Source organism: Streptomyces thermovulgaris, from assembly GCF_002155915.1.
GTDB lineage: Bacteria > Actinomycetota > Actinomycetes > Streptomycetales > Streptomycetaceae > Streptomyces > Streptomyces thermovulgaris.
In genome coordinates, this window is record NZ_MUME01000172.1 from 1 (window position 1) to 14,592 (window position 14,592).

The 14,592-nt window shown below is 70.6% G+C and carries 15 protein-coding genes and 1 pseudogene; 5 read left to right on the plus strand and 11 right to left on the minus strand.

Annotation, left to right across the window (positions count from 1 at the left end; genetic code table 11):
- The 6 genes and pseudogenes from CCN35_RS15390 to CCN35_RS15415 form a co-directional block, all read right to left on the minus strand.
- Positions 1-624, minus strand: a pseudogene (locus tag CCN35_RS15390) (nicotinate-nucleotide--dimethylbenzimidazole phosphoribosyltransferase); the annotation flags it as partial.
- Positions 625-972: 348 nt separating this feature from the next.
- Positions 973-2,181, minus strand: coding sequence for a precorrin-6y C5,15-methyltransferase (decarboxylating) subunit CbiE (cbiE, locus tag CCN35_RS15395; protein WP_067399304.1), 1,209 nt, complete (start codon positions 2,179-2,181; stop codon positions 973-975).
- 121 nt (positions 2,182-2,302) lie between these two features.
- Positions 2,303-2,953 carry a GNAT family N-acetyltransferase gene (locus CCN35_RS15400; protein WP_067399301.1) on the minus strand — a complete coding sequence of 217 codons (651 nt, stop codon included), beginning with the start codon at positions 2,951-2,953 and terminating at the stop codon, positions 2,303-2,305.
- A 159-nt stretch (positions 2,954-3,112) separates the two neighbouring features.
- Positions 3,113-3,955 (minus strand): MetQ/NlpA family ABC transporter substrate-binding protein, encoded by an 843-nt coding sequence (locus CCN35_RS15405; protein WP_086793147.1) that lies wholly within the window; start codon positions 3,953-3,955, stop codon positions 3,113-3,115.
- Positions 3,956-4,028: 73 nt separating this feature from the next.
- Entirely contained in the window at positions 4,029-4,760 is a 732-nt protein-coding gene (locus tag CCN35_RS15410; RefSeq protein ID WP_086793158.1) for a methionine ABC transporter permease, read from the minus strand.
- A 20-nt stretch (positions 4,761-4,780) separates the two neighbouring features.
- Complete coding sequence (locus CCN35_RS15415) at positions 4,781-5,824, minus strand: methionine ABC transporter ATP-binding protein (protein ID WP_086793149.1); 1,044 nt, start codon at positions 5,822-5,824, stop codon at positions 4,781-4,783.
- A 587-nt stretch (positions 5,825-6,411) separates the two neighbouring features.
- Here CCN35_RS15415 and CCN35_RS15420 point away from each other — a divergent pair.
- The gene (locus CCN35_RS15420; RefSeq protein WP_067399291.1) at positions 6,412-6,771 is read left to right on the plus strand and encodes a hypothetical protein; all 360 of its coding nucleotides are present in this window, start codon (positions 6,412-6,414) and stop codon (positions 6,769-6,771) included.
- 1 nt (position 6,772) lies between these two features.
- Positions 6,773-7,204 (plus strand): hypothetical protein, encoded by a 432-nt coding sequence (locus tag CCN35_RS15425; protein ID WP_086793151.1) that lies wholly within the window; start codon positions 6,773-6,775, stop codon positions 7,202-7,204.
- A 244-nt stretch (positions 7,205-7,448) separates the two neighbouring features.
- On the opposite strand, the gene CCN35_RS15430 is transcribed toward CCN35_RS15425, so the two are convergent.
- Both CCN35_RS15430 and CCN35_RS15435 read right to left on the minus strand, forming a co-directional pair.
- On the minus strand, positions 7,449-7,946 hold the full coding sequence (locus tag CCN35_RS15430) for a GNAT family N-acetyltransferase (protein WP_067399285.1): 498 nt from the start codon (positions 7,944-7,946) through the stop codon (positions 7,449-7,451).
- 45 nt (positions 7,947-7,991) lie between these two features.
- Entirely contained in the window at positions 7,992-8,498 is a 507-nt protein-coding gene (locus CCN35_RS15435) for an RNA polymerase sigma factor (protein ID WP_067399282.1), read from the minus strand.
- A gap of 394 nt (positions 8,499-8,892) precedes the next feature.
- Between CCN35_RS15435 and CCN35_RS15440 the strand changes: the two genes are divergently transcribed.
- Complete coding sequence (locus CCN35_RS15440; protein ID WP_067399279.1) at positions 8,893-9,564, plus strand: lysophospholipid acyltransferase family protein; 672 nt, start codon at positions 8,893-8,895, stop codon at positions 9,562-9,564.
- A 165-nt stretch (positions 9,565-9,729) separates the two neighbouring features.
- Here the strand turns inward: CCN35_RS15440 and CCN35_RS15445 are convergent, their stop codons facing one another.
- The 3 genes from CCN35_RS15445 to CCN35_RS15460 form a co-directional block, all read right to left on the minus strand.
- Positions 9,730-10,701, minus strand: a complete 972-nt coding sequence (locus CCN35_RS15445; RefSeq protein ID WP_067399276.1) for an aldo/keto reductase — start codon at positions 10,699-10,701, stop codon at positions 9,730-9,732.
- A gap of 615 nt (positions 10,702-11,316) precedes the next feature.
- Positions 11,317-11,685: a hypothetical protein gene (locus CCN35_RS15450; protein ID WP_067399272.1), complete on the minus strand. Its 369-nt coding sequence runs from the start codon at positions 11,683-11,685 to the stop codon at positions 11,317-11,319.
- Positions 11,686-12,004: 319 nt separating this feature from the next.
- Positions 12,005-12,400: a recombinase family protein gene (locus tag CCN35_RS15460; RefSeq protein ID WP_067399269.1), complete on the minus strand. Its 396-nt coding sequence runs from the start codon at positions 12,398-12,400 to the stop codon at positions 12,005-12,007.
- A 153-nt stretch (positions 12,401-12,553) separates the two neighbouring features.
- Here CCN35_RS15460 and CCN35_RS15465 point away from each other — a divergent pair, with 153 nt between their 5' ends.
- Both CCN35_RS15465 and CCN35_RS15470 read left to right on the plus strand, forming a co-directional pair.
- Positions 12,554-13,330 (plus strand): aminotransferase class IV family protein, encoded by a 777-nt coding sequence (locus CCN35_RS15465; RefSeq protein WP_067399266.1) that lies wholly within the window; start codon positions 12,554-12,556, stop codon positions 13,328-13,330.
- A 70-nt stretch (positions 13,331-13,400) separates the two neighbouring features.
- A complete protein-coding gene (locus CCN35_RS15470) occupies positions 13,401-14,264 on the plus strand; it encodes a formylglycine-generating enzyme family protein (protein ID WP_086793160.1) in 864 nt (287 codons plus the stop codon).
- Positions 14,265-14,592: the final 328 nt, after the last annotated feature.

Here is a 14,592-nt window from a genome sequence, read left to right on the forward strand (position 1 = left end):
GGCTGCTCCGGCGGCCGTCGCCGCCGGGCCGGCCGCCGGAGCAGCCGGAGCCGTCGCGGCGCCCCAGGCAGCGGCGCTCTGCGGAACCGGCTCGCGCACCGGGGAGACGGTGGAGTACTCGGGACCGACCACGGGCGGTGCGGGACGCCGGGGCGGCACGGCCGCGGGGCCGCGGTCGGCCAGGGAGCGGACCGGGCTCGCGGAGGGGTCCGGGATCGGCGGCCCGAGGTGCAGCGGACGGCGCGGGGCCGCCGGCGCGGCGGGCGCGGCCGGTGCGGCGGGCGCAGAAGGCACGGTGTGCGCAGAAGGCGCGGTGTGCGCCGTGGGAGCGGCGGGTTCCGCGGGTTCGGGGTGCCGTACGCCCGTGAGGTCGACCGAGCCGGTGTCACGGCCGGAGATCTCGTGCGGTCCCGGCTCGTGGACGGCCTCGACGACGGGCTCCGGGGCGGGCGGGGGCACCTCGTTGCCCCATGCACCCTGGGAGCCGGGCAGCAGCAGATCCTCGTCCTCGGCGGGCGCCTCGGAGAGGTAGGCGTACGCACCGTGCGCGGCGACGCCCGGCTGTTCCACCATGCCTGCGCTCTCCGGCAGCCCCTCGCCCGGGACCTGGCCGGTGTCGGTCATGCGTACCCCTCGCCCATCGGTTTCGTGCTCCTACGACCAGTTCACCCGGAACGGCGCGCCGACCGCCCCGCAGTGAAGAACGAGCATCCGCGCCCTGCGGCACGAACCGCTCGTCCGGAAAAGGCGACAAAGCCATTGAGTGGCATTCTCGCGGTCCTTCGGCCGCCGCGGCAGCGCGATCCGCGACAGCCCCTTGTGGACTGCGCCACGTTGCGCGCCCTCCCCGTTCTGCCGTACCGCACCCACCCCACATCGGGTGAGCTTTCCGGACATTGACGAACGATTGTCCGGATCGCCCGGTGCGGTGCGACAACCGGCTAGCCTACCGCGCGCAGTACGACAACCTGCTCACGGGGCACGTTCGGGCAGCACACCGCTGAGCAGGAACACCACGCTGCGCTCCTTCTCCGTCCACGCGCGCGTGTCGAGCGCCAGGGACTGCAGCAGGGCGCACTCGACCCGGTAGCCGTGCTCGCCGAGGTCGCGGCCGATGAGTTCGGCCGCGTCCCGGGTCGCGGCGTGGGTGACGATCCGCTGCGGGCGCCGGTCGGCGACCGCGGAGACCACGGCGGCTCCCCCGCCGCCGACGCGGACGACGTCCGGTTCGGGCAGGTTCTCCAGAATGTGCGGGGCGCTGCCCTGCACCACCTGTGGCCGGACGCCGAAACGGCGTGCGGCCGACTCGGTGCGGGCGCAGGCCCCGGGGTCGCGGTCGACGGCGATGACGGCGGCGCCGGCGCGCGCGGCCTCGGTGGCGAAGGCGCCGCTGCCGCAGCCGATGTCCCACACCAGGTCGCCGATGCGCGGCCCGAGGCGGGCCAGTTGGGCGGCCCGGAGCAGATCCGTTTCTCCTTCGCCGAGTCCCCCGCCGTAGGCCTCGGCCGGCTGGATCCAGCCGCGTGGTCCGGCGCCCGGGTCGCGTCCGGCGATCCAGCCGCTGTTCTCGGCGTTGCCCCCGCCTCCGATGACGATGACCACATTGGGGTCGCGCCAGGTGTGGTCGGCGGCCTTGTCGGAGGTGACGATGCTGACCTGTTCGCGCTCGGTGCCGAGTTCCTCGCAGACGACGAAGGTGCGGGGAACGCCCTCCAGGAGCAGGCCCAGTTCGGCGGGTCCGGCGCCGGGGGCCGTGAGCACGGCGACCTTGCCGTGGGCGCGGCACACGTTCACCGCGCGCCGCAGGGTGCGCTTGTGCGCGACGACCACCTGGGCGTCGTCCCAGGGCATCCCGGCGCGGGCGAAGGCGGCGGCCACGGAGGACACGGCGGGCACGACCTCGACCTCCAGGCCGAACTCGGGGGCCCGCAGGGTCCGTACGACCCCGAAGAACCCCGGGTCGCCGTCGGCGAGCACCACGGCGGTCCCGCGGTGGGCGGCGATCCGGCGGGCGGCGAGGGCGACACTGCCGAGGCGGATGCGCTCGGCGGTGGGCGGCACCTCGGGCAGCGCCAGATGGTGGGCTGCTCCCGCCACGAGGGTGGCGGCGCTCAGCGCACTGCGCGCCGCGTCGGTCAGCGGCGAACCGTCCCAGCCGATCACCGTGACCCGGTCGGCCATCGTTGTCAGTCTCCAGGAATGCGCAGGTCATGAGGGTCAAATGCCCGGGTGCGGGCCTCGTGAGAGTACCCGGTGCGGTGGTACGGCGCGCGCCAGGGCGCGGGGCCGCCCTCCCGGCGTGTCAGTTCCAGTGGGGGAACGACGTGAAAGTGCCGGTGAAATCGCCGGTGTCGGCGAGTTGTTCGCCCGCGCCCTCCAGGTCCTCCGGCAGCAGGCTCCACACGATGTAGTCGGTCCGTGTGTCGGTCCAGGTGCCGTCCTCGGCGCGGACATGCGCTATGCAGGCGCTGCGCAGCACGCCCTCGCTGATGCAGCCGATCTTCTGCGCCACCCGCTGGGAGGCGGTGTTGCCGGCGGCCGTGCGCAGCTCGATGCGTTCGAACTTCTGGTCGCGAAAGAGCCATTGAGCGGTGGCCAGCGCGGCCTCGGCGGCGTAGCCCTCGCCACGGGCCCAGGGGGCGACGATGTACGACAGCTCGGTGGACCGCACGTACCAGTCGGTCTTGGCCAGCCGGATGACGCCGACCAGCCGCTGCGTGATGAACTCGGTGATGGCGAGGTCCAGTCCGCGGCCGGCGGTGCGCTCGGCGGGGGCCTGCTCGGTGATCCAGGCGCGGGCACCGTCCTCGGTGAACGGCTGGGGGATGTCGGTCCAGGCCGCGACCTGCTCGTCGTTCATCATCTCGGCCAGGGCGGACACGTCGTCCTCCTCCAGGGGACGCAGCACCAACCGCTCCGTGCTGATGGAGATGTTGGGGAAGGTGCTAGTCATGCGCCGCTCCGTAACCTTCGGGAAAACCGTCAGGGCCTGCTGAACTGCCCAGCATGCAGCATGAAAGCACCGAACCGCACCACGGGGTCCACCCCCGGTGAGGGAGCGGACCCCGTCCGTGGCCGTGCGGGGCGGGTGCCGTGCGGAGGGACGTACGGATCAGAACGCCGGGATGACCGCGCCGTCGTACTTGTCCTCGATGAACTTCTTCACCTCGGGCGAGGTGAGCAGCTCGGTCAGCTTCTCCACGCGCGGGTCGTTCTCGTTGCCCTTCTTCACGGCGAGGAAGTTGGCGTACGGGTTGTCCTCGGCGGACTCGGCGGCGAGCGCGTCCTTGGCCGGGCTGAGCTTGGCCTCCAGCGCGTAGTTGCCGTTGATCACCGCCGCGTCGACGTCGCCGAGGGAGCGCGGCAGCTGGGCCGCCTCCAGCTCCTTGAAGGTGAGGTTCTTGGGGTTGGAGGTGATGTCCTTGGGGGTCGCCTCGTATCCGACGCCCTTCTTCAGCTCGATGACGCCCTTGGCCTCGAGCAGCTTCAGGGCACGGGCCTCGTTGGTGGTGTCGTTGGGCAGCGCGACGGTGGCGCCCTTCTTCAGGTCGGACAGCTGCTTGAGGCTCTTGGAGTAGACGCCGAGCGGCTCCAGGTGCACGGTGCCGCCCGGGACCGGGACGACATCGGTGCCGTTCTTCTTGTTGAAGTCGTCGAGGTACGGCTTGTGCTGGAAGTAGTTGGCGTCGACCTGCCCCTGCTGGACGGCCGTGTTCGGGGTGACGTAGTCGGTGAACTCCTTGACCTCCAGCTTCAGACCGGCCTTCTCCGCCAGGTTGTCCTTGACGTAGGCGAGGATCTCGCCGTGCGGAGTGGGGGTGGCGGCGACCGTCAGCGGGGCGTTCGCGTCGGTCTTGGAGGAGCCGGAGTCCGAGCCGGAGCCGCAGGCGGTGAGCCCGAGGGTGAGGGCTCCGGCGGCCAGGACAGCAGCGGTGATCTTGACGGTGTTACGCACGAAAAGTGCCTTTCCTCGGTGGTACGACCCCGTCGGGAAGGAACGGGGCGGGTCAGAAAGTCCGTGGAGGGCCTCAGGCGGCCTTGCTCACGTCGCTCACGTCGGCGGCCTCGGGCTCCTTCGTCCTCGGCAGCCGCAGCCTCGGCCCGGGTCCGGAGCGGCCGGCGCGGCGGTGCAGGGCGCGGGCGGCGGCGTCACCGGCGAACTGGATGGCCGAGATGACCACGGCGAGAATCCCCACGGTGATCCACATCAGCTGGGTGTCGAAGCGCTGGTAGCCGTAGCGGACGGCGATGTCGCCGAGGCCGCCGGCGCCGACGGTGCCCGCCATCGCGGTGTAGCCGATGAGGGCGACGATCGTGGTGGTGGTCGAGGAGATCAGCGAGGGCAGGGCCTCGGGCACGAGGACCTTGCGTACGACGGTCCAGGTGTTGCCGCCCATGGCCTGGACGGCCTCGACCAGCCCGCCGTCCACCTCACGGACGGCCGTCTCGACGAGCCGGGCGAAGAAGGGGATGGCGCCGATGGCCAGCGGCACGATGGCGGCCTCGCGGCCGATCGTGGTGCCGGTGACCCAGCGGGTGAAGCCCATCAGGGCGACCATCAGGATGATGAACGGCATCGAGCGGGTGATGTTCACGAGCTGCCCGATCACCTTGTTGGCGACCACGTTCTGCAGCAGCCCGCCCCGGTCGGTGAGCACCAGCAGGATGCCGAGGGGAAGGCCGCCGACGACGGCGATGAGCGTGGACCAGCCGACCATGTAGAGGGTGTCCCAGCAGGCCTGGGACAGCAGCGGCCACATCTCCGAGAACTCGGCCCCGTTCACTTGGCACCTTCCTTCACCAGCGCGGGCCGGTCCGCGGTCCGGCCGACGACGTCGATCTGCAGGCCCCTCTCGCGCAGGAAGCCGATGGGCACCACGTTGTCCTCGTAGCGGCCGGGCAGTTCGATGCGCATCCGGCCGATCTGGAGGCCGCCGACGGTGTCGATGGCGGCGCCGAGGATCGAGATGTCGATGTTGTAGGTGCGGGCCAGCTGGGAGACGACGGGCTGGGTGGCGCTCTCGCCCCGGAAGGTGATGTCGAGGACGGTCCGGTCCTCGCCGGTGGCGTCCCCGCTCACCGGGAAGAGCGCGGCGGCCAGCGCCGAGCCCGGGGTGGCGAGCAGTTCGCCGACCGTGCCGGACTCGACGATGCGGCCCTTCTCCATGAGGGCGGCGGAGTCGCAGATGGACTTCACCACGTCCATCTCGTGCGTGATGAGCAGGATGGTCAGGCCGAGCTGCCGGTTCAGGTCGCGCAGCAGCTGGAGGATGGAGCGGGTGGTCTCCGGGTCGAGGGCGCTGGTGGCCTCGTCGGACAGCAGGACCTTGGGGTCGCCGGCCAGGGCGCGGGCGATGCCGACGCGCTGCTTCTGGCCGCCGGAGAGCTGGGCGGGGTAGGCCTTGGCCTTGTCGGCGAGGCCGACGAGATCGAGCAGCTCGAGCGCCTTGCGGGACCGTTCCTTCCCGGATGTGCCGAGGATCTCCAGGGGCAGTTCGACGTTGTCCTGCACGGTGCGCGAGGACAGCAGGTTGAAGTGCTGGAAGACCATGCCGATCCGGCTGCGCGCCCGCCGCAGTTCCCTGCTCGCCCGCGGGCCGCGCCCGGCGAGGGCGGTGAGGTCCTGTCCATCGACGACGACCGTGCCGGAGGTGGGGCGCTCCAGCAGGTTGATGCAACGGATCAGCGAGGACTTGCCGGCGCCGGACTGGCCGATGACGCCGTACACCTCGCCTTCGCGAACGTGCAGGTCGACGCCGTCGAGCGCGGTGATCTCGCGACCGCGCGAACTGTAGACCTTGGTGAGGCCCGATGTGGTGATCACGTGGGTTTCCGTCACTGTCGAGTGCGCGGCGCGTCCTGGGCGCCGGGCACGGCATTCATGGTCGGGTACCGCCGGAACGCAGCACGGTTCCCGCCAGGGTGGTGGCAGCAGGAGAAACGTGTGCGCGGGGGTGTGGCTCAGCCATGGGCGCCGGACGGGGCGCGGGCGTGAGCGGGCGCTCGCTTCGGGGCGCGAGGCTCAGCTGGTGCAGGGGCCCTCTAGCGGGTGCACATTCGACACGCAGCACACAGACAACGAGCACCGGGCGGCACGGTCGCCTCGGTCACCGGGATGCGGTCGCTCGTCGTGGTCATGCGATCAGTAAACCAGACCCGCGACGGGGGCCAACCCCTCCCGTCCACATGCTGGACATACATGGACACCCCGCCCGCACCGCACGGACCCCGGCATCCGCGCCGGCGGTCCGTACTGGCAAGGCCGTCACGGCCGTTGGGGGATTCCACCGGGGCACGCGGCGCACGCGACTGTGGCCAACGCCACGGCGGCAAACCCGCGGACGGCCCCGGCCACAACCGCCGGGCCGGGCCGGACGCGGCGTCACGGCGGCCCCGTATTAAGGTCGCAGCATGTTTGACGTCCTGATGCTGGTGACCGGCGTCGCCGCGCTGCTGCTCGCCGCCTGGTGCGGCTGGGCGGCCTACCGCGACCAGCCCACGAAGGACTGGCACTTCATCGGGATGGCCGTGGTCTCGGTGCTGGCCCTTGTCCAGCTGGTGGCCGGGATCGTGGCACTGGCGCGGGGCGCGAGGCCGGACCAGGGGACAACGATCTTCGTGGCGTATCTGCTGGGCGCCTTCGCGTGCATTCCGGCGACCGGGTTCATGTCGCTGGCCGAGCGCACGCGCTGGGGCTCGGTGACGGTCGCGGCGGGCGGTGTCGTTCTCGCCGTACTGGAGGTGCGGCTCTATGACATCTGGGGAGGCTGAGGTGACCGCCGTGGAGGAGAAACCTGCCAGGGCCCGCCTCATCAACGGCCCGGGCCTGCTGCTGGTCTGGCTGTACGGCGTGATGGTCGTCGGCGCGGTGTCGCGCTCGGCCTACCAGATCGCGACCGAGTTCGACCGTGCGCCGCTCGCCTACTCGCTCTCGGCCGTCGCCGGCGTGGTGTACGGCTTCATCACGTACTCGCTGGTGCGCGGCGGGGAGACGGCCCGCAGACTGGCCCTGGTGTGCTGTGCGGCGGAGCTCGCGGGGGTGCTGGGGGTCGGGACCTGGACGGTCGTCGACCCGTCCGCGTTCCCCGAAGCGACCGTGTGGTCGCAGTACGGCATGGGCTATCTCTTCATCCCGGTGCTGCTTCCGCTGACGGCCCTGCACTGGCTGCGCAGGGCCCGGAAGCAGCAGCCGGAGAACTCCTGACCTTCCCGGCCTTCGGGGCCGGGGTCCTTCGTCCGGACCGGGCCGGACCCCATGAGCCCGGTCCGGACGAGAGGCCCCAGGAGGCCCCCGGGACGGCTCCGGGACGGTTCCAGGAGAGCCCCGGGAGCCTCCCAGGAGAACGAGGCCTCGAAGAGACCCGGGAGAACCCGGAGGAAGGGGCCTCGGGAGAACCCGGAAGAAGAGGGCCTCGGGGGAAGAAGCCCCGAAGGGAGAGGCTCCGGCGCTACGCGGTCGCCGCGTAGGCGTCGGCCGGCTTCTCCAGGACGACCATCGGAATGCCGTCGGCCCCCTGGGCGGTGCCCACCTGCCGGTAGCCGACGCGCCGGCACAGACGCAGGTTGCCCTCGCTGCGGTGGCCCGTGTGCAGACGGAACCTGGTGGCGCCGCGCTCCTCGGCCAGGGCGGACTCGGCCGCTTTCAGCAGCCGGGCGCCGATGCCGTGTCCCTGCAGGCGCGGGTGGACGCAGAGCATGCCGATGGAGGCCGCGCCGTCCTCGGTGATCCGGCCGCGTACCGCGCCGACCACCTCCTCGCCGAGCCGCGCCACGAAGACGCAGTTCTGGGCCACCTCCTGACGGACCGAGTCGAGGCTCTCGACGAGCGGGTCGATGCGGTAGTTGCCGTAGAGGGCGGCCTCGCTCTGGAAGCACAGGTACTGCAGCCTGAAAATCTGTTCGGCGTCCTGTTCGGTCGCCGCAGAGATGGTCACGCTCATGCCCATGTGCGCATGCCTCCCGCTCATCTGATCACCGGTTGTCCCTCACTCCTATCCCCGCACTTCATGGGCCGCAACCTCCGACGCGAGCAAACGTCTCAGACATCCCAGACATCTGGAGCGTTCCGGTCCAAGACTGCCCTGTGAGATACCCAACTCTCCCGCAATCTCCCGGTAGGTGAGGTCCCGTGGCGACAACAGCGCCTCCAGCAGCCGGGGACAGCGGCCGGGCAGCCGGCGCACCGCCGCGCGCAGGGCGCGGCGGCGGGCGGAGGCCAGGACGAGCTGTTCGGGTCCGCGCTCGCTGTCGTCGGCGGGTTCCGGGCCGTACGGCCGCTCGATGCGGTGTGTACGACGGATGCGGCCGGCCTCAAAGCGGACGGCCCTGCGCAGCCAGCGCGGCGGATCGGGGGGCGGGCCGTCCGCCTCCAGGAGCTCCAGCAGCCTCAGCCAGACCGCCTGTTCGAGGTCGTCGGGCTCCGCCCCGCAGGCATGCGCCTCCGCCGAGGCCTCGGCGGCGAGCAGCGGGCGCAGGGCGATGACCATGTCATGCGTCATATGCGGCACGACGCAGCCGTCCCGGCCGCGGGTTTCCGAAACGGCCGGGTTCACCCCGAACGGGTGGAATGGTTCAGCGGTTGACGTGCCGACGGGTCCGGCCCGGGAAAGAGGGACCAAGGGCCGCCGTCGCCTCCGGTCGCTTCGTGCCACGGCCGCCGGTCCCCTTCCCGGAGCGACGAGCGGCCGCCGCTCTGCCGCTCATGGCATTCGTGGTGTTCATGACGTTCCGTACGGGTTACCGGGAGGCAACAGACCTGCCGCACGGGGAAACATATGTCAATAGTGCGTAAGAGTCGGTGAGCCGGATGTGCAATCGTGACCAGGGCGCGAGTATCGTCCTCACCTGCACAGACTCCACCACCCCTCGACATCTCTGATCCCGGAGGGCCTGTTGTCCCGCTTCGCGCTCCTCAAGGCAGTGCTCGGACCGATCATGCGCCTGATGTTCCGCCCACGGGTGGAGGGTGTGGAGCACATCCCGAGCGAGGGCCCCGTCATCCTGGCCGGCAACCATCTGACGTTCATCGACTCGATGATCCTGCCCCTCGTCTGCGACCGGCAGGTCTTCTTCATCGGCAAGGACGAGTACGTCAAGGGCAAGGGTCTCAAGGGCCGGCTGATGGCCTGGTTCTTCACCGGGGTCGGCATGATCCCGGTCGACCGCGACGGCGGCAAGGGCGGGGTCGCGGCCCTGATGACGGGCCGCCGGGTCCTGGAGGAGGGCAAGGTCTTCGGCATCTACCCCGAAGGCACCCGCTCCCCCGACGGCCGCCTGTACCGGGGGCGCACCGGTATCGCGCGTCTGACGCTGATGACCGGCGCGCCGGTGGTGCCGTTCGCGATGATCGGCACGGACCGGATCCAGCCGACGGGTGCGGGCATGCCGCGGCCGTGCCGGGTCACGGTCCGCTTCGGCGAGCCGATGGAGTTCTCCCGGTACGAGGGGATGGACCGGGACCGGTATGTGCTGCGGGCGGTGACGGACTCCGTGATGGCCGAGGTCATGCGGCTGTCCGGCCAGGAGTACGTCGACATGTACGCCACCAAGGCAAAGGCGGCGTGATCACGCCTCGTACGGTCTTCGGGCCCCCGGCGAAAGCCGTCGGGAGCGGTCCGCGGTCCTGAAGCACGCCACAGAGCGGGAGAGTGTGTGCGCCATGGCCTCTCGGCCGTCTCTCCCGCGCTGCCCGCTGCGCGGACGCGTGTGCGGAGGGCGGGCCGGCCGGGCTCAGTGCCAGGGCAGCTGTGCGCGTCGCTGCCAGTACGTCCGCGGGTCCTCCGCCAGGGTCTCCAGGCGGGCGAGCTGCTCCTCGTCGAGGTCCACGGCCGGGGCGTGGAGGTTGGAGACGAGCTGGCCGGGGGTGGCGGCGCCGGAGAGGACGACCCCGGCCCACGGGCGGCGCAGGATCAGGGCGAGGGCGACCGCGTCGCAGCCGTAGCCCGTCTCCCGGGCCACGGCCTTGAGGGGCTCGGGGGCGTGGGGTTCCGCGAGCCGTCCGTTGGCCATGCCCTCCTTGACGATCACCGTGAGCCCGGCGTCGTGCGCCTCGGCGAGGGCCGGCTCCGCGGAGGTCTCCAGGGCGTTGTACGTCGACTGGACGGTGCGGAAGAGACGTTCGCCGTCGACGGTCACCTCGAGGGCGGCCCGGATGGCGTCGGCCTGGGCGGGGCCGCTGGTGGAGAAGCCGATGGTGAGGCCCTGTGCGGCGGCCTCGGCGAGGCGTGCGTGCAGCTTCCTGTCGGTGAGGGCGGGGCTGTCCGGGGTCACCGAGTGGATCTGGTAGAGGTCGAGGCGGTCGCCGAGCAGTTCGGCGGTCTCGGCGCGCTGGCGTTCGTAGGCGGCGAGACTGTGGTCCTTGACCTCGTGCTGTTCGGCGTCGGTGCTCCAGTTCGCCGTGTAGGTGTAGCCCCACTTGCTGCCGGTCACCACGTCGTCGACGTCGGGGCGGGTCCTCAGCCAGTCGGCGAGGAACTCCTCCGAGCGGCCGTAGGAACGGGCGGCGTCGACGTAGCGGACGCCCTGGGCGTAGGCGGCGTCCAGAAGTTCATGGGTGCGCTCGCGCAGGGCCTCGACGGTGCGGTCGGCCGGAAGGTCCCGCTCCCGGCCGAGGTTGATGTAGGCGGGCCGTCCGACCGCGGCGAGCCCCAGACCGACGTGGCAGGTGGGAGTCGTGGCCGAGGCCAGCCGGTCGAAGGACATCGCGGGCTCCGTTCGGTCGGTTCCGGGTCGGTTCCGTGCGGCGCCGGTCCCTCGAAGCCGTGAAGGGCGGTGAGGGACGGTGAGGGGCTGTGAACCAACCTAACCCGCGGACACCCGGGCCCTGCCGTCGCACTGCCGTCGTCCACCCGTGGGGCGGGTCCGTTCGGCGACGGGTCCCGCCGAACGGACGGACAAGGCGGACGGGACGGACGAGAAGGTGACGGGACGGCAGGGCCCGAGGACGTGGATGCGTGCCGCTACAACCGCCTCAGGCACGAGCACCTCCTCGCCCTCGCCGCCAGCACGCAGCCGGCCGTCTGACGCCGGACATGAAGCAGCCCCGCCCGAGCGCCACGGGGGCAGGCACTCGGACGGGGCTGGTCTACCAGGCGCGGGGCAGCCGATGACCGCCCGCGCAATCAGGGCAAGGCACTTGAAGCTGCATGGAGCAGATCCCGCACCCCCCGAACCCCCAGCAGACAGGGCACCAGATCAGTCGATGACCGTAGCAGGTGCCGCACACCTTGGAGATGGAGCGCAGCCAGTCCAATGGGGTCGGCTCTGCGTCGTCATGGCCTCTGCGGCCAGCCCGCTTCTTGGGGGGCTGTGCAGCGGTCACTCGCCGGCCTTCAACCCTTCCTCCCCCAGCTCATCCAGGTCGTCGTCGACAGTCGGATCGCCGACGCCGAGACGCATGCCGCGCGACTCGGCCACCCGCAGCACATCCGCCAGGCTTTCGGCCAGACGGGAGGCAACGAACCTCAGCTCATGGACTGCGAGCTCGCGGCCCTCGCCCAGCAAGCCGTGGGCCTCGGCCAGCAGCTCGCGGGCGTCCCGCACCAGGTCGGCCTCCACAGCGTCTGCCAACTGGGAAAGGAAACCGCCCTCGCTCTCCGGGGACAGCCAGCACGGTTTGCCGTCCGACGACCACGGGAGGAGCCTCGGAATCGCCGCGCGGTTCGCAGCTTCGTGTTCATGCACCACTTCGCCAGCCGCCCCAGCTCGTCACACCCGGGAATTCCGCGAGCTTCCGCAGCCCCGCAGGCCGCTTCGGTCCCGCCCAAAGATCAGAGCCGATGGCCACGGCGAGAGTGTGATGCCGCATCCATGCCGGCGCGGCATCTCGACTGTAGGTAAGCGGTGTCGGTTCGGGCATGTCTTCTCTTCGCGGTGGTGAGATGGAAGGGATCAGGAGGCGCCGGCCGTGGGCGACGGGGGGCGTGCACGGCCGGCGCCGGTCTACGAGGCGCTCGGCGCCTGCGGCGGATCGGGCTTGTTCAGTGGCGTATCTGGGGCGGACGCCTCACACGATCACCGGCCCGGCCGTGAGACGCCCGTCGGGAACTGCCCCAGCCCGCACCGTCTGGCCGCCGACGGTCGTCAGCCACGCCCCGGTGGCGAGCACGGCGTCGGTGAACTTTTGCCGGTGGTCGAGGTCGTGGGAGAGGCGCCCCCAGTCGTACACGAGGCACACGCGCTCACGGCCGGCCGCCTCCCTCATCGCGCGCAGCATCGCGTCGAACTCCGGCCGGGGGCCTTTGGTCAAGGCATCGTCGCCGAAGTCAACGAACCGGCCGGCGCCGTGCCACCCCTGCTCGGCGAGGTACTCGGTGCAGGCGGCCAGACGCAGGTCGAGCAGCGCCGGATTCGAGGTGACGCAGCGGTCGTAGATGTACGCCAGGGGAGGCGGGGCAGTCATCGGAGCACACCCTTCGGTGACCCAGAGTGGTTGAGAGGTAACCAGAGAACACCGGGGTGCCATGGCAGCGGAAGGAACTTTTGGCGAACTTTCGCGTCGTCACATTGTGGACAGCTATCGGCTTTTAAGGCTCCTGCTGCCATCCTGGTGAACATGGCGGAACTCAACGGACGACCCGTTATCCCCGATGACCTACTGACCCTGGCGCTGACCAACTACGGCCACTTCACCTCGATGCGCGTGGACAACCAGCGCGTGCGCGGCCTCGGTCTCCACCTCGAGCGCCTCGTCCGGGACTGCCGGGCCGTCTTCGGTGCGGACCTGGACCCGGAGAAGGTCCGCCACTACGTCCGCCAGGCCACCAGCGACCTCACTGGCTCCTTTGTCGTACGCGTCACCGTCTTCGACCCGGCCGTGGAACTCGCCCACCCCGACAAGGCGAAAAACCCCAGCGTCCTCGTCACCGTGCGCCCGGCCGCCGACCTCCCGCTGCCCCCGCTCCGCGTAAAGTCCGTCCGCTACGAGCGGGATGTGCCCGCGGTCAAGCACAGCGGCCTCTTCGGAGCCCTTCACGCGCGGCGCGCCGCGCTCCTCGACGGCTTCGACGACGCCCTGTTCATCGGGCCCGACGACCGTGTCTCGGAGGGCGGCACGTGGAACGTCGGCTTCATCGGCGAGGAGGGCGTCGTATGGCCGAAGGCCGACATACTGCCCGGCGTCACCATGGCGCTGCTCCAGCAGATCGGGCAGCAGCACATCGCGCCCGTCACGCTCGCCGACGCACAAGGCATGCGTGCCGCCTTCGCGACCAACACGACGATCGGTGTCCGCGCAATCTCCGCGATCGATGACGTGCCGATGGCCACGGAGCACCCGGTGCTGACCAAGCTGCGGGACGCCTACCTCGCCATCCCGGGCGAACGCCTGTAGGAGGCTTGTGGTGACGGGGGTTGTACGATGGACTGGGCGGGAGGTCTTACTCTTCCGCCAGGCCATGCGCATGAACGGCCGGGACTTCGCCGCGCTGGTCGGCGTCAGTCACCGGATGCTGGTGAAGTGGGAGGGCAAGGGCGAGGCCATCACACCGCGCGCCGCGAACCAGGCAGCGCTGGACACGTTGCTCGCCACCGTCGGCCCCGCGGTCCAGGAACGGTTCGCGGCCCTGCTGACTGAGCAGGCGGCCGCCGCCCCCGACCCGCGGGCCGAGCAGTTACTGCGCCGTGAGACCCGCTACACCAAGAGCCCCATCGACGGGAAACTCATGGTCACCGTCGAGGGAGGCATCTACCTCGCTGGGCCGAACAACCAGCCGACCTGGGTAGAAACGTTCAGCATCGACGTCTACCCGACCACGAACGCCGATTACTACCGGTTCGTCAGGGCCACCGGCCACCGCGCCCCCAAGCACTGGCCAGATGGACAATGCCCGAACAGCATCTTCGACCACCCCGTGGTCTGGGTGACCTGGCACGACGCGGCCGCCTACGCGCAGTGGGCCGGCAAGGCACTGCCGACGAGCCAGCAGTGGGAGAAGGCGGCCCGAGGCACCAAGGGCCGCGTCTACCCGTGGGGTGACGCACCGACGGCCGCCAAGTGCAACGTCCTCGACTCCGGCATAGGGCACACCACCCCCGTCAGCCGATACCAATCGGGGGTGAGCCCCTACGGCGTGTTCGACATGTGCGGCAACACCTGGGAATGGTGCGCCACTGAGACCGAGCCTGGCCGGTACGAGCTGAAGGGCAGCGCGTTCACCTCCCCGTTCACGCGCTCCGCCCCCTCCTTGTTCAACGACGCTAGCGGCACCATGTGCGACAACGACACCGGGTTCCGGTGCGTCAGCACGGACGTGCTGCCCGACTGACCTGAACAGGCCACCGACTGTCAGTGGCGTGTGCCATGGTGTGCACCGAACCTTGTTCCCCGCACAGGCGGGGATAGCCGCCCAGGGCTGCGATGCGTCCCATGAGGCGGATCTGTTCTCCGCACGGGCGGAGGTGAACGCAGTACCCACACCTGCCCAGAGGGAGGACACTCGTGAAACACCCGCTCGCCCGCGTCGCCAAGCGCATCAAGCCCGACGCCCTGTACAGGACGTCCGACCTAGCAAGACTCCTCGGCCTAGCTGTATTGCCCTGAGAGGTTAGGGACGCGGCTGGCGGGTGGCTGGCCTTTCAGCGCGGTGTGTCCGC